16 protein-coding genes and 3 pseudogenes are annotated in these 20,305 nt (G+C 67.5%); 15 read left to right on the top strand and 4 right to left on the bottom strand.

Annotated features, from left to right (window positions below; genetic code table 11):
• Positions 1-32 precede the first annotated feature (32 nt).
• Both ABZX90_RS41400 and ABZX90_RS41405 read left to right on the top strand, forming a co-directional pair.
• Positions 33-320 (top strand): annotated as a pseudogene (locus ABZX90_RS41400) (UTRA domain-containing protein); the annotation flags it as partial.
• Positions 317-885 (top strand): annotated as a pseudogene (locus ABZX90_RS41405) (GNAT family N-acetyltransferase). The pseudogenes ABZX90_RS41400 and ABZX90_RS41405, both read left to right, overlap by 4 nt.
• A gap of 575 nt (positions 886-1,460) precedes the next feature.
• Here ABZX90_RS41405 and ABZX90_RS41410 read toward each other — a convergent pair.
• Complete coding sequence (locus ABZX90_RS41410) at positions 1,461-2,351, bottom strand: hypothetical protein (protein WP_355213446.1); 891 nt, start codon at positions 2,349-2,351, stop codon at positions 1,461-1,463.
• A 675-nt stretch (positions 2,352-3,026) separates the two neighbouring features.
• Here ABZX90_RS41410 and ABZX90_RS41415 point away from each other — a divergent pair.
• The 5 genes from ABZX90_RS41415 to ABZX90_RS41435 all read left to right on the top strand — a co-directional run bounded on the left by ABZX90_RS41415 (position 3,027) and on the right by ABZX90_RS41435 (position 10,871).
• On the top strand, positions 3,027-3,251 hold the full coding sequence (locus tag ABZX90_RS41415) for a helix-turn-helix transcriptional regulator (RefSeq protein ID WP_355213475.1): 225 nt from the start codon (positions 3,027-3,029) through the stop codon (positions 3,249-3,251).
• 419 nt (positions 3,252-3,670) lie between these two features.
• The gene (locus tag ABZX90_RS41420) at positions 3,671-5,404 is read left to right on the top strand and encodes a hypothetical protein (RefSeq protein WP_355213447.1); all 1,734 of its coding nucleotides are present in this window, start codon (positions 3,671-3,673) and stop codon (positions 5,402-5,404) included.
• Positions 5,405-5,900: 496 nt separating this feature from the next.
• A complete protein-coding gene (locus ABZX90_RS41425) occupies positions 5,901-6,377 on the top strand; it encodes a hypothetical protein (protein ID WP_355213448.1) in 477 nt (158 codons plus the stop codon).
• 164 nt (positions 6,378-6,541) lie between these two features.
• Positions 6,542-9,478, top strand: coding sequence for a tetratricopeptide repeat protein (locus ABZX90_RS41430; RefSeq protein ID WP_355213449.1), 2,937 nt, complete (start codon positions 6,542-6,544; stop codon positions 9,476-9,478).
• A gap of 622 nt (positions 9,479-10,100) precedes the next feature.
• A complete protein-coding gene (locus ABZX90_RS41435) occupies positions 10,101-10,871 on the top strand; it encodes a transposase (protein WP_355213450.1) in 771 nt (256 codons plus the stop codon).
• 18 nt (positions 10,872-10,889) lie between these two features.
• On the opposite strand, the gene ABZX90_RS41440 is transcribed toward ABZX90_RS41435, so the two are convergent.
• Entirely contained in the window at positions 10,890-11,618 is a 729-nt protein-coding gene (locus ABZX90_RS41440) for a GNAT family protein (RefSeq protein ID WP_355213451.1), read from the bottom strand.
• 198 nt (positions 11,619-11,816) lie between these two features.
• Here ABZX90_RS41440 and ABZX90_RS41445 point away from each other — a divergent pair, with 198 nt between their 5' ends.
• Complete coding sequence (locus tag ABZX90_RS41445) at positions 11,817-13,523, top strand: IS1182 family transposase (protein ID WP_355213452.1); 1,707 nt, start codon at positions 11,817-11,819, stop codon at positions 13,521-13,523.
• A 54-nt stretch (positions 13,524-13,577) separates the two neighbouring features.
• Here ABZX90_RS41445 and ABZX90_RS41450 read toward each other — a convergent pair.
• Both ABZX90_RS41450 and ABZX90_RS41455 read right to left on the bottom strand, forming a co-directional pair.
• Positions 13,578-13,772 (bottom strand): annotated as a pseudogene (locus ABZX90_RS41450) (IS5/IS1182 family transposase); the annotation flags it as partial.
• A gap of 191 nt (positions 13,773-13,963) precedes the next feature.
• Entirely contained in the window at positions 13,964-14,260 is a 297-nt protein-coding gene (locus ABZX90_RS41455) for a hypothetical protein (protein WP_355213453.1), read from the bottom strand.
• 300 nt (positions 14,261-14,560) lie between these two features.
• On the opposite strand from ABZX90_RS41455, the gene ABZX90_RS41460 reads away from it, so the two are divergent.
• The 7 genes from ABZX90_RS41460 to ABZX90_RS41490 all read left to right on the top strand — a co-directional run bounded on the left by ABZX90_RS41460 (position 14,561) and on the right by ABZX90_RS41490 (position 20,270).
• Entirely contained in the window at positions 14,561-15,121 is a 561-nt protein-coding gene (locus ABZX90_RS41460; RefSeq protein ID WP_355213454.1) for a hypothetical protein, read from the top strand.
• Positions 15,122-15,333: 212 nt separating this feature from the next.
• On the top strand, positions 15,334-15,744 hold the full coding sequence (locus ABZX90_RS41465; protein WP_355213455.1) for a hypothetical protein: 411 nt from the start codon (positions 15,334-15,336) through the stop codon (positions 15,742-15,744).
• Positions 15,729-16,889 carry an AAA family ATPase gene (locus ABZX90_RS41470; protein ID WP_355213456.1) on the top strand — a complete coding sequence of 387 codons (1,161 nt, stop codon included), beginning with the start codon at positions 15,729-15,731 and terminating at the stop codon, positions 16,887-16,889. Before ABZX90_RS41465 ends, ABZX90_RS41470 begins: the two co-directional genes overlap by 16 nt.
• A gap of 59 nt (positions 16,890-16,948) precedes the next feature.
• A complete protein-coding gene (locus ABZX90_RS41475) occupies positions 16,949-18,085 on the top strand; it encodes a hypothetical protein (RefSeq protein ID WP_355213457.1) in 1,137 nt (378 codons plus the stop codon).
• 63 nt (positions 18,086-18,148) lie between these two features.
• A complete protein-coding gene (locus tag ABZX90_RS41480; protein ID WP_355213458.1) occupies positions 18,149-19,054 on the top strand; it encodes a hypothetical protein in 906 nt (301 codons plus the stop codon).
• A gap of 78 nt (positions 19,055-19,132) precedes the next feature.
• Positions 19,133-19,600 (top strand): hypothetical protein, encoded by a 468-nt coding sequence (locus ABZX90_RS41485; protein WP_355213459.1) that lies wholly within the window; start codon positions 19,133-19,135, stop codon positions 19,598-19,600.
• A gap of 88 nt (positions 19,601-19,688) precedes the next feature.
• Positions 19,689-20,270 (top strand): hypothetical protein, encoded by a 582-nt coding sequence (locus tag ABZX90_RS41490; protein WP_355213460.1) that lies wholly within the window; start codon positions 19,689-19,691, stop codon positions 20,268-20,270.
• Positions 20,271-20,305: the final 35 nt, after the last annotated feature.

A 20,305-nucleotide genomic window follows, 5' to 3' on the forward strand; every position in this document is an offset into this window, starting at 1 on the left:
CCCTCCAGCGCATCATGTATCACTCCCAAGCGTCTCCGCGACTGGCCGAGCCGGGAGACATCGAAGAGGGCACGACTCGCTATCTCGCATCGCGAGGTATCGAGCAGGTTGGGTACTTCGATGAGATCGCTGCTCGGATGCCCACGCCGGAGGAAGCCCGGCTACTGGAGATCGGAGCTGGCGTGCCTGTGATGCTCTGGACGCGTACCGGCTACTCGGCAGACCGTCCGATCCGGTGCACGATCACGACGTTCCGAGGGGACCTGAACCGCATGAACTACGAGGTCGGCGACCTGTCTGCCCGAAGCGAGAACTCGTGATCATCACTCCTGCAGAACCGCACGATGTGGCCAAACTGCTTGCCTTTCGAGAGGAAGCGGCAGCCTGGTTGCGCGATCTGGGGTCTGACCAGTGGGGTCGTCCGTATCCCGCCGACAAGCTGTTGGCCACGATCGAGGCGGGCACTGTGTTCATGCTCAGGGACGGACACACGACCGCTGGCACGATCACGCTCACTCCTGACGCCAAGCGGGGCTGTGGACGGAGGACGAACTGACCGAGCCGTCGATGTTCGTCAACAAGCTCACCATTGCTCGTGACTACGCGGGGCAGGACCTCGGGGGCCGACTGCTCGACTGGGCCGGCGACCGTGCACATCGTGCGGGCGCAGGGTGGCTTCGCCTGGATGCCTGGACGACGAACGTGGGGCTTCAGCGGTACTACCTCGCGCACGAATTTGTGCATGTTCGCACCGTCCGAGAGGGATCGGCAGTGAATGGCGGGCCTCGGGTTTCAGGGTGGCTTGCGCAGCGGGCGGCACGGCCAGCAGATCACGGATTTGCTGACCGTACGCCAGCTCCAGTGAGGCTTCGGTTCGCGGCTTGAGCAAAGCCCTTCCTGTCGGACCCCGCGTCGCAGGCCGTTCCTCTTACGGAACAACCCTCAGTTCCCATGCGGCCGGGTAAGAAGGAGCGACCTCCGGCCGCGGGTTTTTGGGCTCGCTTCGCTCGCGCACCGGCCGCCGCCCAGTGGCGAGCCCTGTGAGCGTCCGTCTCTTGGAAGGCGCCCGAGGACGCCTTTACCAGGGGGCAGACGGCCCGCCCCGCACGTAAAGGCCGTCCGTTGCGCCTTCCAATATGGATGCCGGGATTTAACTGAGGATCTCGGCTATTGACGCCGACCATTTTCGCGAAAGTCTGCTCTACGGTCGATAGGCTTCAGTGGCGCGAAATCGGCGAACCGGCTTCTGTGCGTGATTTCGCACTCCACCGGTTCTACTTTGGTGCCGCACGTCAGAGTTCCGGGCTGTTGAGGAGGGGTTCCCACGCTCCGACGGCGTCTCGGCTATGCCGGAAGCATGAGGTATCCCGATGGGTGCGGTCTGACCGCAGAGGAACGGGCTCGGCGAGAGCAGGGCGGTTCGAGGCCTGCGGACGTTTCTTGTCCGGGAGGCGTTGCCGTCAATTCATGCCCAGAGCCACCTTGACCGACGGGAGCATTGTGGTGCATGCACACTCGGTGTCATAAACGATCGCGACTCCGGTAGTTGTTGTGCCTAGATATACGAGATGGCGCCTGGAAATATCTTCAGGAATCCCGCTATCCTTCGTGACGTAGATTCTTTTAACCGGATGCGCAGAGACGTCCAATAGCGTAAATGGACCCAGCGTTACGGGCCCCGCGCCTCCACCGTGTTTAACATTCCATACTCGATTATCGACCGTCTCGGTCATCAAGATCGGCGCAATAAATAGAATGCCCACCAAGAAAGTAATGCCATAGAAGAGCAATGTCGCAACAAGCATTCTAGAATATGCTTCCGCCACACTATTTAGGAGCTTTAACCATTGCCCCTTCTCCTCCTTCTGGGCTTCCTCCTGTCTCTGCTCCTGTCCCCTTTTCTGCTCCCGCTTCCGCTCCTGGATCTGAGTCCGCCTCCGCCGCTGCCCCCGCTTCCGGCCTTGCGCCTGCGCCTCCGTCCGGCTTTCGTTTTTCTTCTGCTGTTGGCCCTGTTCACTCGCCCCCTTTTCCTTTCCCTTTGAAAATCTGCTTAGCTGTGCCGCTAGACTCTCTAGGCTGATCAGGCGCAATACTTTGCGGACCGAGGCAAATAGCGCAAGGACCAATGCGAATGCTAGACAGTAGAGGACCGCGAGAGCGATGAACCCCCATGACCGAGACATCGTCTCGGCATAACCGATTCCTACGCTCGCAGGCGAAATTCCGAATGATCGATAGAACCTTTCGTAAAAATATGAAAGGAAGGCGAACAATGCAAGTCCGGAAACGGTGACCAGCGCCGCGAAGTTCGCAAGAAGGGGGGACAGTGGGGTCTTCCATTTTGATGGCATGGGATAGCTCTACCCTGAAGGATCACGGTGTTCTGCAGTTCCCTCGGTAGATCACCTTATCGACTCAGCGAGGGTCGTCCGCGGCTCGGTCTCAAGATCGCGGCGGAAGCCCAGGCAAACTAACCGCCACCATTCCGACCACTGCATCTGGTTTCCGCCCTCGTGACGCCCCGCGCCGGAGCGGCACTTCTGTCGCTGCCCTCGGTCCCTCGGTATGCAGGTGCGCGATCCGGCAGATTCGTCCGATGCGAAGGTTCCTGGTCGCCTTCCCCGTGGCACCCACACGGGCGGAAGCAGGTAAAGCGCCACACTGCTGACGCACTCGAACGATCCTCGACGGCCATGGCTGATGAGAAAGTGCGACCAGGGTTGTACTGAGCGCGGCAGCGAGGTTGAGGGTCGCGGCGAAGGCTACGGCGGCGCGAGCCAACGCGGTGGGATAGGTGGCATGGTCGCGGCGGGCTAGGTAGCCAGCGCCCGTCCCGACGATGACGGCGACCACGAAGGCCAAGACGCACGCAAGCAGGATCAGGGCGATTCGGTCAGACATGGTGTCAGTTTCCCTAGGTGCGGCGAGTGTTGTCGTAATGCCGAATCTTGTGGATCCAGTGTTCGCCGTGGTTCGCGCGGTCGAAGATGAACGATGGCGAACAGCGGTTCAGCGCAGGGGGCAGCATGGGGACGAGCCATTTCCAGGATCCGGCAGCCGCACTGGCGGAACTGCGCGCCCAACTAGAGGCCAGTCGGGTCGTGCTGGGGTTGAACCAGACTGAACTCGCGCGTCGTGCCAACCTGGGCCGCACTTCGGTCAGCCAGGCACTCAGTAACACCGCGCCTTCGCCTACTGCGCAGACGGTGGGCGCGTTGGCGCGTGTCCTCCGCCTAAGGGCTGTCCCGTAATCCCCGGTGGATCAGCGCGCGGCGTCAGATGCGGTGCATCGCAAGGCGGAGGGTCGTCCTCATACTGGGTGTATTCGGGCGATCCGACAACGCGGCGAGGTGCCGTAGCTGTCGTCGTGCGCCCGCCGGGGATTACGGGACAGCCCTTAGAAGTCCGCCCCTTGCTGGACTTGCTGGCCACTGCAAGTGGGCTGCCTCACGGTTCAGGCAGCGCACTGGGAAGACCGATCGCGGACTGCGATCCACATGACCTGGAAGTGCATCCCGCGGCCGAAGTTCCAAAGCGTGATGCATACGGCCGAGGACCGGGTGGTGCGATCGGGCGGGGGCGGCATTCCCCGCTGCCGTCGTATGTGGCCCGTAGGCACGATGAGGAACTGTCTGCCATCGTCGATGCCACGACGCAGGGATGCACGCAGATGGTGGTGCTGGTCGGTTCGTCCTCGACGGGCAAGACCCGTGCCTGCTGGGAGGCCGTACAGCCGCTGGGCAAGCACGGCTGGAGGCTATGGCATCCATTCGATCCCACCCGGGCCGAAGCGGTGCTGGCCGACATCGAGCGCGTAGGGCCGCGCACTGTGGTGTGGCTGAACGAGACCCAGCACTATCTTGGCGCCGGTGGCGGATTGGGCGAACGCATTGCCGCTTCCCTGCATGCCCTCCTCACTGACCCGGCGCGGGGTCCGGTATTGGTCCTAGGTACCTTGTGGCCCGAGTACGCCACCACCTACACCGCACTGCCCCGCCCGGACGTGGAAGACCGGTACCCGCGCGTGCGGGAGCTACTGGCCGGTCGGCAACTCGCGTTGCCTGAAAGCTTTGATACGGCCGCAATCGCAGACGCGAGGGCTCTTGCCATGGCGGGAGATCGTCAGCTCGCGCACGCTCTGGATCACATGGGTGAGGGGCGCTTGGCGCAGTTCCTGGCGGGAGCGCCAGAACTGGTGCGCCGCTACCAAACCGCATCCCCGCCAGCCAGAGCCCTCCTGCGGGCGGCGATGGACGCGCGCCGTCTCGACGTCGGCCTCCACTTGCCCCTGACGTTCCTTGAGCACGCGGCCACTGACTACCTGACCAGCGACGAATACGACACCCTCGACGACAACTGGCTGGAACAGGCACTCACCGAGGTCACTCAGGCCGTCCATGGCAACCTCGCCCCTCTGCGCCGCATCCGCTCGCGCCCCACTCAACCCCTCACCCCCCAGGGCAACACGGCGCTCGGGCCCGCTTACCGGCTGACGGACTACCTCGAACAACACGGCCGCGACATCGCGAAACGTATGTGCCCTCCGACCTCGTTCTGGGAAGCCGCGCATGACCACCTCACCCAGCCCGACCTTTCTCGCCTCGCAGAAGCGGCCCAAGCGCGCCATCGCATCTTCTGGTCCTACCAGCTATGGCAAAAGGCTGCCGATGCTGGCAGCGCCGTAGCTCTGGCCGAGCTCGCCGTATTGCGGGAGGAGGTGGGGGATAGAGAGGGGGCCGAGCGCCTTGCCGGAGAGGCTGCCGCCGCTGGCAACACTGAGGTTCTAGCCAAGCTTGCTGAAGTACGGGAGCACACCGGGGATAGAGAAGGGGCCGAGCGGCTTGCTCGGCAGGCTGCCGATGCTGGCGACACCAAGGTCTTGGAGTCGATTGTCGGACTGCGCTCGACTAAGGAAGCGCTGGAGTTCGTAGAGAACCCCTGGGCCGCCGAGAAGATCCTGCGGGACGGGGAGGAGCACCTACGGAAGGCCGCCGACGCTGGCAACATATTCGCCATGGTTCTAATCGCCGAACTGCGCTACGTGGCCGGCGATCGGATCGGGGCAAAACAAGTCGCTGAGCAAGCCGTCCAGGCTGGCAATCCCCACGCCCTGCCCTCTCTTGCGCGGATGCAGGAGGAGGCCGGAGATTTGAAGGGGGCTGAGCGGCTTCTGCGACAGGCTGCAGACGCCGGCAACGAGGATGCCCCGGCTCCACACTGCTTACTGCTGGAGAAGGTCGGAGATCGGGAGGGAGCCGAGCTGACCGCCAGGGAGGCTGCAAATGCCGGAAACAGTGCCGCTGTGGACCGACTCGCCCGTATGCGGAAGAGTTCCGGGACAGATGGAGATGGACTGTGGCCGTATGGGCTCGATCCTGATGGCACGCCGTCTGCCCCCTGGTGATGGCTGGGGCCAGTCTCAGTTCTAGTCTCGATTGCTGGCTAATCCGGCATCGTCTGTACTCGTCCACAGACGTCCGGCATGTCACCTGACCTGCGAGGTGAGCTCATTGGCGGACTTCCCCGGATCGCTGAGGAACAAGCCCGGACAGCTCGTAATGCGAAGGTCTCGGTCTTTCTTGCCTACTGACCGTCAGCCGCGACACAGGGTGGCGCGCGCGGATGGCAGACGCAGGGAACCCACAACGCGGGCCTGCGACGCCTCCACGGAGTGGCATTGTCGTCGATAGGCAGCAGCGTTTGTGAGTCGGCGCCGATACCGCAACCGACAAAAGCGTGTTGCCGAGTTTCGGAAGCGCCTCGGCACTTGCGCCCGGCTTCCTCGCGCGTTGGCGAATCTCGCGCCGAAGGCGCCCAACGGCGACTGTCCGCGACGCCCATGCGGGGCGTCCCATGCGGCGTTACGGTTTAAGAGAAGTGTCCAGGTGAGGAGGCCGGAGATGCTGGTGGAGGCGCTAGCGGCGCTGGCTGCGGCTGGCGGCACTGCGGTGGTGCAGGCTGCGGGAACGGATGCGTGGAACGGGTTCCGGCAGGCAGTAGCGCGCTGGTTCGGGCGGGGCAACGCCCAGCGAGAGCAGGCAGAACTAGAACGTCTCGACCAGACCGCGACAGCCCTGCAGACCACCGACCCGGCCCAGGCAGAGCTGGCGCGGATCAGTCAGGAGGCCTCCTGGCAGGCCCGTATCGAGGCCATGCTGGAGAGTTTGGACGAGGGAGAGCGCGACCAGGCAGCCGACCAACTGCGTGGTCTGCTGGCCAAGCACGTCCCAGAGATCCGAGTGACAGCCGGGCCGGGCGGGGTGGCCGCGGGAAGGAACGTGAACGTCCGCGCCGAGAAAGGCTCGATCGCGGCCTGGGACATCCACGGGGGTGCGCACATTGGCCCCCCTCCGACGCCGGATCCGCCCAAGCACTGAGCGGACCGGCCAGCCCCAGCCCACTCCCCGACCCGGCACCTCGCTCCTCCCATGTACCGGGAAGTGCCATCGCCAGCGATCACAGCATCGCCGTCGGGCAAGCCGACAGGGTCGACTTTCACGCCGCACCGCGCCCCCCAATAGCCTGGCCGCACCAGGTCGGCGTGCTGCCCCGGCAAGCCGACTGCTTCCAGGACCGAGCCACCGCCCAGCAACTGGAGCACGCGGTGGACAGCGGGGGCACCGTGGTCCTCGGCCAGGTACTGACCGGCCTCGGCGGAGTCGGTAAAACCCAGCTCGCCGCCCACCACGCTCGCACCCTGTGGCAGGCCGAGCAGCTGGACCTGCTGGTATGGGTCACCGCAGCCACCCGCGACGCGGTCGTCACCGGCTACGCCCAGGCCGCAGCCGAGATACTCGGCGCCGACCCCGCCACCCCGGAGCCCGCCGCGCGCGCGTTCCTGGCATGGCTGGAGCCCAAGCCCGGCACCGAGCGCCGCTGGCTGGTTGTGCTGGACGACCTCGCGGACCCCGCCGACCTGCGCGACTTGTGGCCCCCTGCCAGCCCCTGCGGCCGCACCCTCGTCACCACGCGCCGCCGCGACGCCGCTCTCACCGGTCGTGGCCGTCGACTGGTGCCGGTGGGCCTATTCACGGAGGACGAGGCGACCGCCTACCTCACCACCGCCTTGGTCGTGCACGACCGCCACGAGCCCACCGACCAGCTCGCTGGCCTCGCCGACGACCTGGGATACCTGCCGCTGGCACTGTCCCAGGTCGCCACCTACCTCCTCGACACCGGCCTGGACTGCGCCGCCTACAGACAGCGGCTGGCCGACCGCGTCCACACCCTCACTGACGTGCTGCCCGACCGCTTCGGGCTGCCCGACGACCAGGCCGCCACCGTCGCCGCTGCCTGGTCCCTGTCCATTGAATACGCCGATCAACTACCGCCGACGGGTCTGGCCCGCCCCATGCTGCAGCTCGCCGCAATGCTCGACCCCAACGGCATCCCCGCCGCCGTCCTGACCACTCCACCAGCCCTCAACCACCTCGCCCAGCACCAAACCGCTGCCCCAGCACAGGCACATCCTGCAGAGATCACGGCCCCAGACGCCATACAGGCGCTGCGTGCGCTGCACCGCCTGAGCCTGATCGACCACACCCCGAGCAGCCCACACCGCTCGGTCCGCGTCCACCAGCTCCTCCAACGCGCCGTCCGCGAACCTCTTCCCATAAACCAGCACGACCAACTCGCCCGGACGGCCGCTGACGCCCTGATCGCCGCCTGGCCCGTGATTGAACGCGACACCACTCTCGCCCAGGCCCTGCGCGCCAGTGCCGAAGTGCTCACCCTCCACGCCGAAGACGCCCTCTACCAGGCCGATGCCCACCTTGTGCTTTGCCGCACCGGCCGGAGCCTCGGTGAGGCTGGCCAGGTCGCTGCCGCCCTTCACCACTTCGAGTACTTGGCCAACACCACCCAGCATCATCTGGGGCCCGACCACCCTGACACCCTCACCACCCGGAACGACCTCGCCTACTGGCGGGGGGAGGTGGGGGATGCGGCCGGCGCCGTCACCGCCTTCGAGCAGCTACTCACGGACCGGGAGCGGGTGCTGGGCCCCGACCACCCTGACACCCTCACCACCCGGCACAACCTCGCCTACTGGCGAGGGGAAGCGGGGGATGCGGCCGGCGCCGCCACCGCCTTCGAGCAGCTACTCACGGACCGGGAGCGGGTGCTGGGCCCCGACCACCCCGACACCCTCACCACCCGGGGCCACCTCGCCAAGTTCCGGGGGCAGGCGGGGGATGCGGCCGCCGCCGCCACCGCCCAGGAGCAGCTCCTCACAGACCGGGAGCGGGTGCTGGGCCCCGACCACCCTGACACCCTTACCACCCGGGGCCACCTCGCCAAGTTCCGGGGCCAGGCGGGGGATGCGGCCGCCGCCGCCACCGCCCTGGAGCAGCTACTCACAGACCGGGAGCGGGTGCTGGGCCCCGACCACCCTGACACCCTCACCACCCGGCACAACCTCGCCTACTGGCGGGCGGAGGCGGGGGATGCGGCCGGCGCCGCCACCGCCCTGGAGCAGCTGCTCACGGACCGGGAGCGGGTGCTGGGCCCCGACCACCCTGACACCCTCGCCACCCGGCACAACCTCGTCTACTGGCGGGGGGAGGTGGGGGATGCGGCCGGCGCCGTCACCGCCCTGGAGCAGCTGCTCACGGACCGGGAGCGGGTGCTGGGACCCGACCACCCTGACACCCTCGCCACCCGGCACAACCTCGTCTACTGGCGGGCGGAGTTCGGGGATGCGGCCGCCGCCGCCACCGCCCAGGAGCAGCTACTCACAGACCGGGAGCGGGTGCTGGGCCCCGACCACCCTGACACCCTCGCCACCCGGCACAACCTCGTCTACTGGCGGGGGGAGGCGGGGGATGCGGCCGGCGCCGTCACCGCCCTGGAGCAGCTACTCACGGACCGAGAGCGGGTGCAGGGGCCCGACCACCCTGACACCCTCGCCACCCGGGGCCACCTCGCCAAGTTCCGGGGGCAGGCGGGGGATGCGGCCGGCGCCGTCACCGCCCTGGAGCAGCTCCTCACAGACCGGGAGCGGGTGCAGGGGCCCGACCACCCTGACACCCTCGCCACCCGGCACAACCTCGTCTACTGGCGGGCGGAGGCGGGGGATGCGGCCGGCGCCGTCACCGCCTTCGAGCAGCTACTCACGGACCGGGAGCGGGTGCTGGGCCCCGACCACCCTGACACCCTCACCACCCGGCACAACCTCGCCTACTGGCGAGGGGAAGCGGGGGATGCGGCCGGCGCCGCCACCGCCTTCGAGCAGCTACTCACGGACCGGGAGCGGGTGCTGGGCCCCGACCACCCCGACACCCTCACCACCCGGGGCCACCTCGCCAAGTTCCGGGGGCAGGCGGGGGATGCGGCCGCCGCCGCCACCGCCCAGGAGCAGCTCCTCACAGACCGGGAGCGGGTGCTGGGCCCCGACCACCCTGACACCCTCACCACCCGGCACAACCTCGCCTACTGGCGGGAGAGGGCCAGGGACGCGGCCGTTCCCCAATCGGAGTAGGTCCGTGGTTCGCGGCCACTGCCACGGTCCTTACCGGCGCCCCAACGAGCATGACCATGATCAGCAGCCGCCCAGACTGCCAGTTCCCTCCGACAGCCCCCCATCAACGAAACGACTCCCGGTGCTTCCACTTTTCAGCGACACTCCGCCCGCTGTCAGGCACCAAGTGCTCTCCAACGCGGGCGACAAACGCTCTCCAAAGCGACCTACATAGCCGATGGAGAAGTCCTGGAGACGATCTTGAGTTAGCGTCCCCAGAACACCACCAGAGACCGACACATCCCGACGCTCTGACCTGCATCTTTGACATGATTACCAGGTCGGTGATCTGCCAGGGCCTAATTCGGGACGAAGAGGTCGTGGGTTCAAATCCCGCCACCCCGACGCTGGCCAATGGGTCAATCGCATGATCGCGATTGGCCCTTTGTCGTGCTCGGGGAGCCAAACAGGGGGCCAAACGAAGTTCATCAGGCCGCCCGTCGCCCCTTTCCGTCGCATGGAGGACCATCAGCAGGCGAACGCTGACACCTGCCGGTCTTCAAAGATCCTCTCCCGTGGAACTCCCCGCGGGTTCCCTAAGTCTTGTCCCGTAACTGCTGGCCACGGGTGGGATGATCTTGGTGTGGCTGGTGTGATCACGGCGTCGGAGCCGTCTTGGATAGCCCCGTTCACCGGGCTGAGCTCGCGTCAGTTTGCCAAGCTGATAGCCGCGTTGCGGCGCGAGGGCGCGGATCCGGTCCGCAAGGGCCGGCCGTGGAGCCTGCTGCTGGAGGACCGGGTGCTGCTGGTCGCCGCCTACTGGCGGACGAACCTGACACTGCGCCAACTGGCGCCGCTGTTCGGGGTGTCGAAGTCCGCAGCCGACCGGATCGTCGACCACCTCGCCCCGGCGCTGGCCCTGCAGCCCCGCAAACGGTTCCGCAAGGACACCGTGCTGATCGTGGACGGCACCCTGGTCCCCACCCGCGATCATCAGGTCGCCGAGCAGTCGAAGAACTACCGGTACTCGACGAACCACCAGGTCGTCATCGACGCCGACACCCGGCTGGTCGTCGCGGTCGGCCGGCCACTGCCGGGCAACCGCAACGACTGCAAGGCATGGGAACTGTCCGGAGCGAAAGCCGCCGTCGGCCGCACGACGGTGATCGCCGACGGCGGATACCGGGGTACTGGCCTGGTCATCCCGCACCGCCGCGAACGTGGCCAGGCGGAACTGCCGACATGGAAGGAGGACCACAATCGCTCGCACCGCAAGGTCCGCGCCCGCGTCGAGCACGCCTTCGCCCGCATGAAGACCTGGAAGATCCTCCGCGACTGCCGTCTCAAAGGCGACGGCGTCCACCACGCCATGCTCGGCATCGCTCGCCTGCACAACCTCACCCTCGCCGGATGACGAAGTAGACAGGCCAGGTCAGCAGGCATACCCGAAGCCAATTACGGGACAAGACTTAGGTACTGGCATCCCGGAGCCGCGGCAGTGGGAGGTCAGTCCCGGAGCCGGGTGCCGCAGCCAGCGGGATTCGATCTCGCGGCCGTCCGGCAGGGTATGGCGCGGCGGGCCTTCGGTCGGGACGAAGCCGGCGCCGGACAGCGCTCGAGCGGACGCGGTGTTCGCCGCTTCGTGACCAGCACGCACGGTCTGAAGGCCCGTATGGGCATGCCCAAGCAACGCCGCTGCCTGAAACAGCTCTACGCCAAGTCCCAGGCCACGGGCATGGGGAGCAAGCCACCCACCGATCTCCCCGGTGTCGGTAACCAACTCAAAGCCCCCGGCGTACCTGCCGTCGTCCAGACGTACGGCGGTCATCAACTCCACCCGGCCCGCGGAAGGCTCGAAGGACTCAGTCAGCCAGCGTCGCGACAGCAGAGCGGGCACGCGCACACCGTCGACCCCGGGACGCAAGTCGACCAGCACTTGGCGAATGCGGGCATCTGCCACAACGTGATCGTTGCGCCACCCAAACCACCGTTGGGCCTCGGGGTCCGAAGCTCCAGCCATGGCAGCTACGGCGTCCAGCTGTGTCACCGGGGTGTAGAACAAGATGCGCTTCGTACGCACGACATGCCGCCGATGACCACACACGCGTGGCAGCGGAGTCTTGGGCACCGTCCACCCGCGACGCAGCCGTGACCAGACCATTTGCCCCCCCTGAAGCCCCCGCGACCGGCTCGGCCCGCGTTGAAGTTGGCCGGAGTCTAATTTCACCGATGCGGACTCCACTCTTCAGGGCCACTTAGCTTGACTCTGTCGGGGATCTTGGAGTTTCGCGGTGCGGCGGCATGGCCAACGGGCATGCTCGGGGAGTTCCGTTGACCGATGTAGCTGTCGAGGTGCCCGTTGTCCCTCCGCCCACGTTCCGGTGAGCAGGTTCCGCCTCTGACTGCACAGGTCGCGCGGGCGAGCAACCCGGGCGGCACGACGGCGATATGGGTGTGCGACCGGCTGGATGGGCTGTGGTGCCACGAGGACTTCGCCGACTGGTACCCGCGGGACGGGCGTCCAGGTCTCTCGCCTGCTCAACTGGCCACCGTCTGTGTGCTGCAGTTCCTGCTGGGTCTGTCGGACCGGCAGGCCGCCGAGGAGGTTCGCTGCCGCATCGACTCCAAGTACGCGATGGCTATGGAGCTGGACGATCCCGGTTTCCATCACAGCGTGCTGGCCGACTTCCGCGACCGTCTCGCCGAGGGGGATCGTGCTGACCGCCTCCTCGACCTCGCGCTGGCCCGTCTCAAGAAGGCCGGACTGGTGCGCGAGCGCACCACACAGCGCACCGACTCCACCCATGTCCTGGCCGCGGTGCGTGACCTGACCCGCCTGGAGCTGATCACCGAGGCGGTCCGTGCCGCACTGGAAGAGGTCGCCGGTACCTTCCCTCACCTGCTGGACGACTTGGTCGATGAGGACTGGGGGCGCCGCTACGGCCGACCAGTCCGCCTGGGCAAGAACCCCACCAAGCCCAAGACCAGAATCCTCGCCACCGGAAACGACGCCGTCCGGCTCCTGGAACACCTCTACCGGCACGGGACAGACCGGACATCCGGTCCCCGCATCCAGGCCCTGCGCCAGATCATGGTGCAGAACTACCACCGTGACGCCGCAGGACACCTGCGCTGGCGCACCGCCGAAACGGAAGGCGGGCCCGGACTGCCGCCCTCGTCCCGGGCAGTCGTCTCTCCCTACGACACCTCGGCCCGCTACGCACGGCACGGACACATCATCAGCTGGAAGGGGTTCTCCGCTCACCTGACCGAGACCTGTGCTCCCGACGGCCCCAACGTGATCACGGACGTGGCCACCACCGCGGCCACCACCCACGACAGTCAGGTCCTGCCCGGCATCCACACCCGCCTCTCCCGCCGGGGACTCCTGCCCGCCGAGCACCTGGTCGACGCCGGCTACACCTCCCTGCCCCACCTGGAACAAGCCACCCGTGAACACCAGGTCATAGTCTCCGGGCCCCTCCGGAGCAACCCCACCCGCCGGCACCGCCGCAACGAGGGCTTCGCCCGGGACGACTTCCACATCGACTACGACCGCCAGCAAGTCACCTGCCCCCAGGGGCAGGTCAGCGCGGGCTGGCACGGCCCCTACCCGACCTCCTCACCCACCGCGGCCCCGCTGATCGTGGCCAGGTTCACCAAGAGCCAATGCCGCCCCTGCCCGGCACGCACCCAGTGCACCACCACCGCCGACAGCGCCCGCACCGTGGGCTTTCCCTCGCGAGAGCTCCGCGACCTGCAACTCCGCGTCCGCACCGAGCAGCAGACGTCCGAGTGGAAGACCCGCTACGCGGTCCGCTCCGGAGTGGAGGGCACGGTCAACGAGTTCGCCCACGGACACGGCATGCGACGCTGCCGCTACCGAGGACAGGGAAAGGCCCACATTCAGCACGTCCTGACGGCCATCGCCGTCAACATCGAGCGCCTCAGCGGACTGCCGCCGACCGAGGAAGCACCCACGCCCCGCCGGCCGACTGCCTTCCAGCACTACCTCGACCAGCGCGAGATATCCCGGCCAAAGTCCTGGCGAACCCTGGGCCGTTGACCTCGGCAACTCCAAGATCCCCGACAGAGTCAAGCTTAGGTTCTGTCTCTTTGGTCAGTGTCGGGTCCAGATGAGGATGCCAGCGAGGTGGAGCGCGGCCTGATAGGCGATGGCGAAATTGTCGGTTCGTGTGGCCAGGCCCTGCCACTGCTTGAGGCGGTTGATGCAGCGTTCGACGGTGCCCCGTTGCTTGTAGGCCTCGCGGTCGAAGCCGGGTGGGCAGCCGCCGTGACGGCCTCGCCGTTGGCGGAAACGTCGACAGATCGCGGCACACGAGCTGGGCCACACCATGGGGCTGTGCCACAAGTCGGACGCGGGCGGTCCGGCTTACGTGCGGTCGGCGCGGCGGGCCGGCGGATCAGGGCCGGACGCCCCGGGCCCTGATCCGAAGGACACGGGACGGGGCGAGTTACCCCGGGCCCGTCGCCCCGGCCGGAGAGTCAGCCCTTGATCAGGTTGTAGACGAGACCCACGACGAGGAAGTAACCCAGATAAGTGGCAAGTACCACGCCCAGCATCGCCAGGAGCTTGACCGGCGTCCCGAACGGCTTGCGGGCAAGGGAGAGGTTCGCGAAGAGGCCCGCCGCCCCGATGGCCCCGCCTATCGCCCCGCCGACCGGCATCAGGAGCATCGGCACGATCGAGAGGACCAACTGCCACCAGGCGAGCCCTCGGAACTTGGCCCACGGATCCGGCTTGCCGAGCGAGTTCTTTCCGAGGTCGGGGATGTGCTGCATGTGCGGGAAACCTTCATTCTCTTCATCGTGATCGTGCTGAACCGTCAGGATGCGGGTGACGGGCCCGCCGGGCAACGACGCGCCGACAACGGTTTGCCTACGAAACTCGGCTGTCAACGGCCGGCTCGGCGCCCTTGCCCGCGCATTCAGTCCGCCTGGGACGTGTCCTTCGGATCAGCCCGCGGTGCCGGGCGCCCCGGGCCTGACCTGATCAGAGAGACACGGCCTAACAGCGGCTGAAGACGGGGTCCCTGAGTGCGCCAGTTAGAATCTAAGGGCAGTCCAGTGAGGAGAGGAACCGTGGTGGCGAAGAAGCCGTTTCTGGTCGGCAGGCAGGAGTTCGCCGCCCTGTACGGGGTGCAGCCGACGCAGGTCACGCAGTGGGTGGCGCGAGGTGTTTTGGACTACGACTGTGCGGTGATCGTGTCGGGGTCGCCGTATTGGCTGCTGTCGTTCGTGCGCGGGTTCGGGCAGATGACGCCGCGGCCCAAGGCGCTGAACGAGACGGAGCTGCAGCGGCTCGTGGCCGAGCAGGAGCCCGGGGAGTGGGCGCGCAGCGTGGAGGGTCTGCATCCGCTGCTGGGTCTGCAGGAGGCGACGGCGCTCTTCGGCCTGTCGAGTCAGCAGAACCTGTCGGCGGTGGTGAGGCAGGGCCGGTTCGCGCCGGCGGACTACCAGCTGTCGGGTTCGCCGCTGTGGCTCCTTGACACACTGATCAAGGCCGCGCCGGAGATCCAGGCGAGGTCCCGCACTGTGGTGTGGGCGGTCGTGCCGCAGGTCGAGGCGGCGCTACGGCAGGGCCGCTACCACGGCCCCGGTTCTGTGATTGCCCCGCGTGGACGTGCCGCAAATGCCATCTGACCTGCGAAAGTAGCTCGACTCCCCTCCCGAGTGGAGCTAGAATAAGAGCGGCGCCATCGAGTGATGGCGCCGCTCTTACCTTTGGGGGGACGATGCAAGGCGCTGTGCCTGCAGCCCGGTCGCCGACCGTCGGGTGCGAGTTTCGGGGCGGCATCCTGGTTGATCGCGGCAGATCCTTCGTGAAAGATGTGCCACACCATTGGAGTGGTGCTATGACTCGTAGGGGTCTCGTGCCCGTTCATCAGCAGCAACTGCCCGGCCTGGACGACATCCAGCCCGTCAAGCAGCCCGATGTCGAACCCGGCCAGTCCATCCAGCAGCGGTTCGAGGCATTCCACGCCCTCAACCCGTGGGTGCTGCGGCACCTGGAAGCACTGACGGCCGACTGCATCGCCAAAGGCTTCCGCCGAGTCGGCATCGGGATGCTCTTCGAGCTCCTGCGCTGGCGCTACGGACAGGCCACCCAAGGCGACGCCTTCCGCCTGAACAACAACTTCCGCAGCCGGTACGTGCGGCTCTTGATCGAACGCCACCCCGACGGGGCGGCGCGGTTCGAGACGAGGGCCCTGCGCGCGCATGAGACCACCAACCTCTTGGAGCAGCCCAGATGGGCATCAAGCTGAAGACCCGCAAGCCGACGGGCATCGTGCCGTGGCCTCTCCTCCTCCTGGAGGGGGAGGAGGGGGCAGGGAAGACCTACTCGGCCGCAGAGTTCTCCGCCTCCGACCTCATCGGCCAGATGTACTGGATCGACCTGGCGGAGGGCAGCGCCGACGAGTACGCGGCGATCCCCGGCGCCGACTACGAGATCATCGACCACGACGGCACCTACCGCGACATCCTGGAGCAGATCCGGGCCGTGTACCTCGAAGCCCGCAGGGCCGCTACCGCCGGCGAGCCGCCCGTGGTGCTGTCCGTCGACTCGGGCACTGCGCTGTGGCGGATGCTCAAGACCTGGACCCACGAGCGGGCACGGCGCGGGAACCGCAACGCGAAGGCCCTGCAGGAGGATCCGGACGCCGCGATCGACGTCGGCATGAACCTGTGGAACGACGCCACCGAGCGGTGGCTGGACATCATCCATCTGCTGCAGACGTTCCCCGGCATCGCCATCATCACAGCCCGGGGCAAGCAGATCACCGCCATCGACGACAACGGCAAGCCCGTCACGGACGGCCGCGGCCGCGCCCTGAAGGAGTGGAAGGTCCAGGCGCAGAAGGACCTGGCGTTCGACGCCTCCGTGTGGGTGCGGATGCGCCGGGGACAGGCCCCGCAGGTCATCAAAGCCCGCTCGCTGCGGCTGCGCGTCGAGGACGGCAAGCCGCTGGACCTGCCCGACTTCACCATCGAGGACCTGGTCTTCACACGGCTCGGCTGCTCGGTGGAGTCGCAGCCCCGCCAGATGCCCGCTCTGGTCGGCGACCGCGTGCAGGCGTGGCTGGACGAACACGACGTGGCGGAGCTGCGCGACGTCGAGCTGCTCCGCGAGCTGTGGTGGGAGGCGGCCGGGGATGACACGGGCCTGATCCGCGCTGAGGTCGTCTCGATCCGCGCAGCGATCGAGCGGAAGGTCGCCGAGGTCGAGAACCCGCCCACGGAGATGGGCCACGGCCCGGCCAGCGACGCCGACCGGCTGCGGGCCGTCGTCGAGCGCAGGGCCGAGGAGGGCGACGACGAGCCTGCCGATGAGGCCGAGCCGGACAAGCGCCCCGTCCGCAAGGCCCCCGCCAAGCGTGCCTCCGCCAAGACGACCAGCGCCCGACGCTGACCTGCCCCGCGGGCCGGGCCCCAACGGCCTGGCCCGCGCCACATCCCTTGGAGTATCTGATGACTGCTCAGCCTGTGGAATCCATACCGTCGCTGTGGACGGCCGCGCACGACGTCGACGCCAGACGGCCGCGTTCCCTGCAACGGCAGCTCGGCGCCTCGGACACGGTGTGCGAGCGCCGCGCCGCCTACATCGTCGCCGGGACCGCCCCGACCAACGACTCCGACAAGCGTGCCGCGATTCTGGGCACCTACATCCATGAGGGCCTGCTCGGCGCGGCGCGCAGCGAATACGGCTGGCTGGTGGAGCGCGCCGTCGCCGACGACACGATCAAAGGCCACATAGACGTCGTACAGCTCGACGAGGCGACCGCAGCCTGCCTCCCCGTCCGCCACCGCCCGAAGGTTGCAGCCGTCGGCGGCGTGACGGTGGAGGACATCAAGACGAAGTCGACGTTTCTGTGGGACAAGGTGCGCCGCTACGGGCCCAGCGAGGCCGAGCTGCGGCAGGTGTACCTGTACGCCGACCTGCTGCGCACGGCCGGCTTCGAAAACGTGCGCGGGCAGCGGTACCTGGCCAAGTTCGGCCCGCTGGAGGTGGCACGGATCCGCTTCCGATTCGTCAACCGCGACAACGGCGAAGAGCACATCGAGGAGTTCGACTTCGACCCGACGGAGGCCACCCGCGCCCGCTGGTGGGTGCAGCGCGTACAGGAGCTGAGCACCCCCGAGGAGGGGCGCCGGGACTTCGACGGGCCCGGTCTGGACGGCATCTGCGACCACTGCCCGTTCATGACGGCCTGCTGGGGCCGTCCCGAGCAGCCCGGCACGCCCGTGCAGACCATCCTCATCCGCAACGACGCCGACCGTACTCAGACACTCGCCGACTACGTGCACGGCCACACGCTGGAAACCGAGGGCAAGCGGATCAAGGCCCTCGCCCGTAAGAAGATCGACACCTCCTCGGCGGGCGCGTATGGCGCCAATGAGCTCGCCTGGGGCGGCGGGAATCCAACGTGGGCCATCGATGTGGAGGCCATGGTCGACCTGCTCGAAGATGCCGGCATCCCGGTGCCGATGGTGCCCGACGAGGGGCGGATGGTCGCCACCTTAAAGGAAGCGGGCCTGGCTGTCCCGGAGAAGCGGACTGCCAAGACCACGCCCAGGACCATCATCGTGCGGCCCTTCAAGGCCTGATCGGACGGCCGCCGCCCGCCCCGTCGGGGCGGGCGGCGGTACGGCCGTGGAGGGAATCTTCCGTTGTCCATTCACCTGATGGTCGTTGCCGCCTATCTGCCCGATGACGTGGTTACCCAGGGGCAGAAGCTGGCCCTGATGAAGATCTGCGACTCGGCCGACGATGAGACACGGCTGTCCAGGCCGGGCTTACGCAGACTGCGGGCGTGGGTCGGCGTCGGTGAGAAGCGGTGCACGACCATCGTCACCGAGCTGGTCGCCAAGGGCCTCATAGAGCGCGTGGAGACAGGCAAGGCGGGCCGCCGCGCGGTGTACCGGGTGTTCCCGAAGGGAGTACCGCCGATCCCGTCCAATGACGACTTGGACGCCCGCTTCGCGGCGGCCGACGCGGCGCCGAAGAACCCGCGCAAGGCTCGCACCGGGGTTCGCCGAGCGGCGCCGTCCAGGCCCGCGATGACGCACGAGGACATCGACGCGCGGGCGTTGGCCGCAGGCGAAGGTGTGAAGGGGGCAGGGTTCCACGGGTGGAACCCTGATGAGGGCGAGGGCAGGGTTCCACCGGTGGAACCCACTGGGTTGCACCCATGGAACCCACTGGGTTCCACCGGTGGAACCCCTTCTCTTCCTTCTTCTTCCTTTGTCCTTCCTTCCCCCCCTACCCCCGCGGCTGCCGCCGCAGGGGAGCGCGGTGGCTGCCCCAAGCATCCTGTCGCTGCCGTGAGTTGCCGTGCCTGCGGCACGAACCCTCGCGCCGCTCGCGCGGCGCGGGAGCGTGAGCAGGCGGAGGCGGATCGGGAGACGGAGCAAGGCTGGCTGCGTGGGTTCCAGGCGGACCTCGACGAGGCGCGGCGGGTGAGGCAGGAGCGGCCCGAGGACGTCGAGGCAGCCCGGCTGTTGGCCCGTCAGTTGGCCCGCCAGGGGAGGGAGAAGACCCGCAACGGGAACGCGTCCGAAAAAAATCGATCTTGACCCCCACTTGAATGCCACTAGAATAAGAGGAATGAGAGAGGGGTGGCCCTCTCCCTCTGATACCGCAAGGAGAACCGCGTGAGCGAGCAGTCGACTGCAGAGGTAGCAACCGCCACCGTTCTGGACGGGAGCTGGAAGCTCCAGGTCACGTACGAAGAAGGCAAGGCCATCGCCGAGGTCTCGTCGTTCGGCGTGACGCTGAGCATTACGACCCTGACCGCTGGGGGCGTCGTCACCGTCGAGGACCCGGCCAGTGGCCCGACCGTCCACCGATTCGCCGACACCAGCGAGGCGTACGACGCGACCCAATGTCGCGCCGACATCCGCGACGGTGACGTCCTGGTCGTCGAGCCCGAGCGGGTCATCGGGATTCTCGATGCCGCCTGGCCGTTCGCCGTCACCCAAGCGCACGGCGAGTTTCACGCCCTGAAGATCCCCGCCAGTGAGCACAAGGACGGCCGCTACACGGCCAGCGCCGACCTCGCCGAGCGGATTGCCGCCGAGCTCGGCTTCCCTCTCGCCGTCCAGCCCGCTCGTACGGCCTGACCGGCCGACGCCGGCCGTGGTCAGCCCAGCCACTCGCCCGGCAGATCTGCCGCACCACCACACCCACATCGCCTCTTGGAGGAACCGCATGGGACACCTGCCCACCCTGCGCCCCGAACACCCGAATGGCCTCGTCCTTGACTCCGCCCAGCAAGTCACCCCCGTCCTGATCGCCCTCGCCCGCGCCTGGCGCGAGGACCCCGTCGGTACCGGTGCCCTGTTCGCGGACATCGCCGACCGCGACGACCAAGCCCGCGCCGAAGCGCACCTGGACGGCCTCGGCTTCGGAGAGCACGCCAGAGACCAACTCGCCGACCAGCTGCTCGCCGAGCTCGGCGGTGCCAAGTTCCACCTCGGCCGCACGCGCGACCGCCACGCCGTCCATCAGGCCCGCCGGCTCGCCGAGGAGGCCCGGCATATGGCCGACATCCTCGATGCGCACGCCAACTGGATCACGATCGAGGTCGAGGAGGCCGAGGGGCTGCGCGCTGCCCAAGCCGCAGCCGAGTTGCAGTACCTGCGGGCCTGGTTCAGCTGGGCCGACGCCCGCCCGGTCATGGTGGCGGTTGCCGTCCCGGTCCGCTGCGGGCACTGCACCTGCTGGCCGTCCCATGCGAACGGTCTTGCGTGCCACCTGGGTTGCGGAGCCAGGGCGACGCCAAGGCCGTGAGCCGTTGAGAGCGGGGTGGCGGAATACAGTCCGCC

This window comes from Streptomyces sp. NPDC002935, assembly GCF_040611295.1.
Taxonomy (GTDB): Bacteria; Actinomycetota; Actinomycetes; order Streptomycetales; family Streptomycetaceae; genus Streptomyces.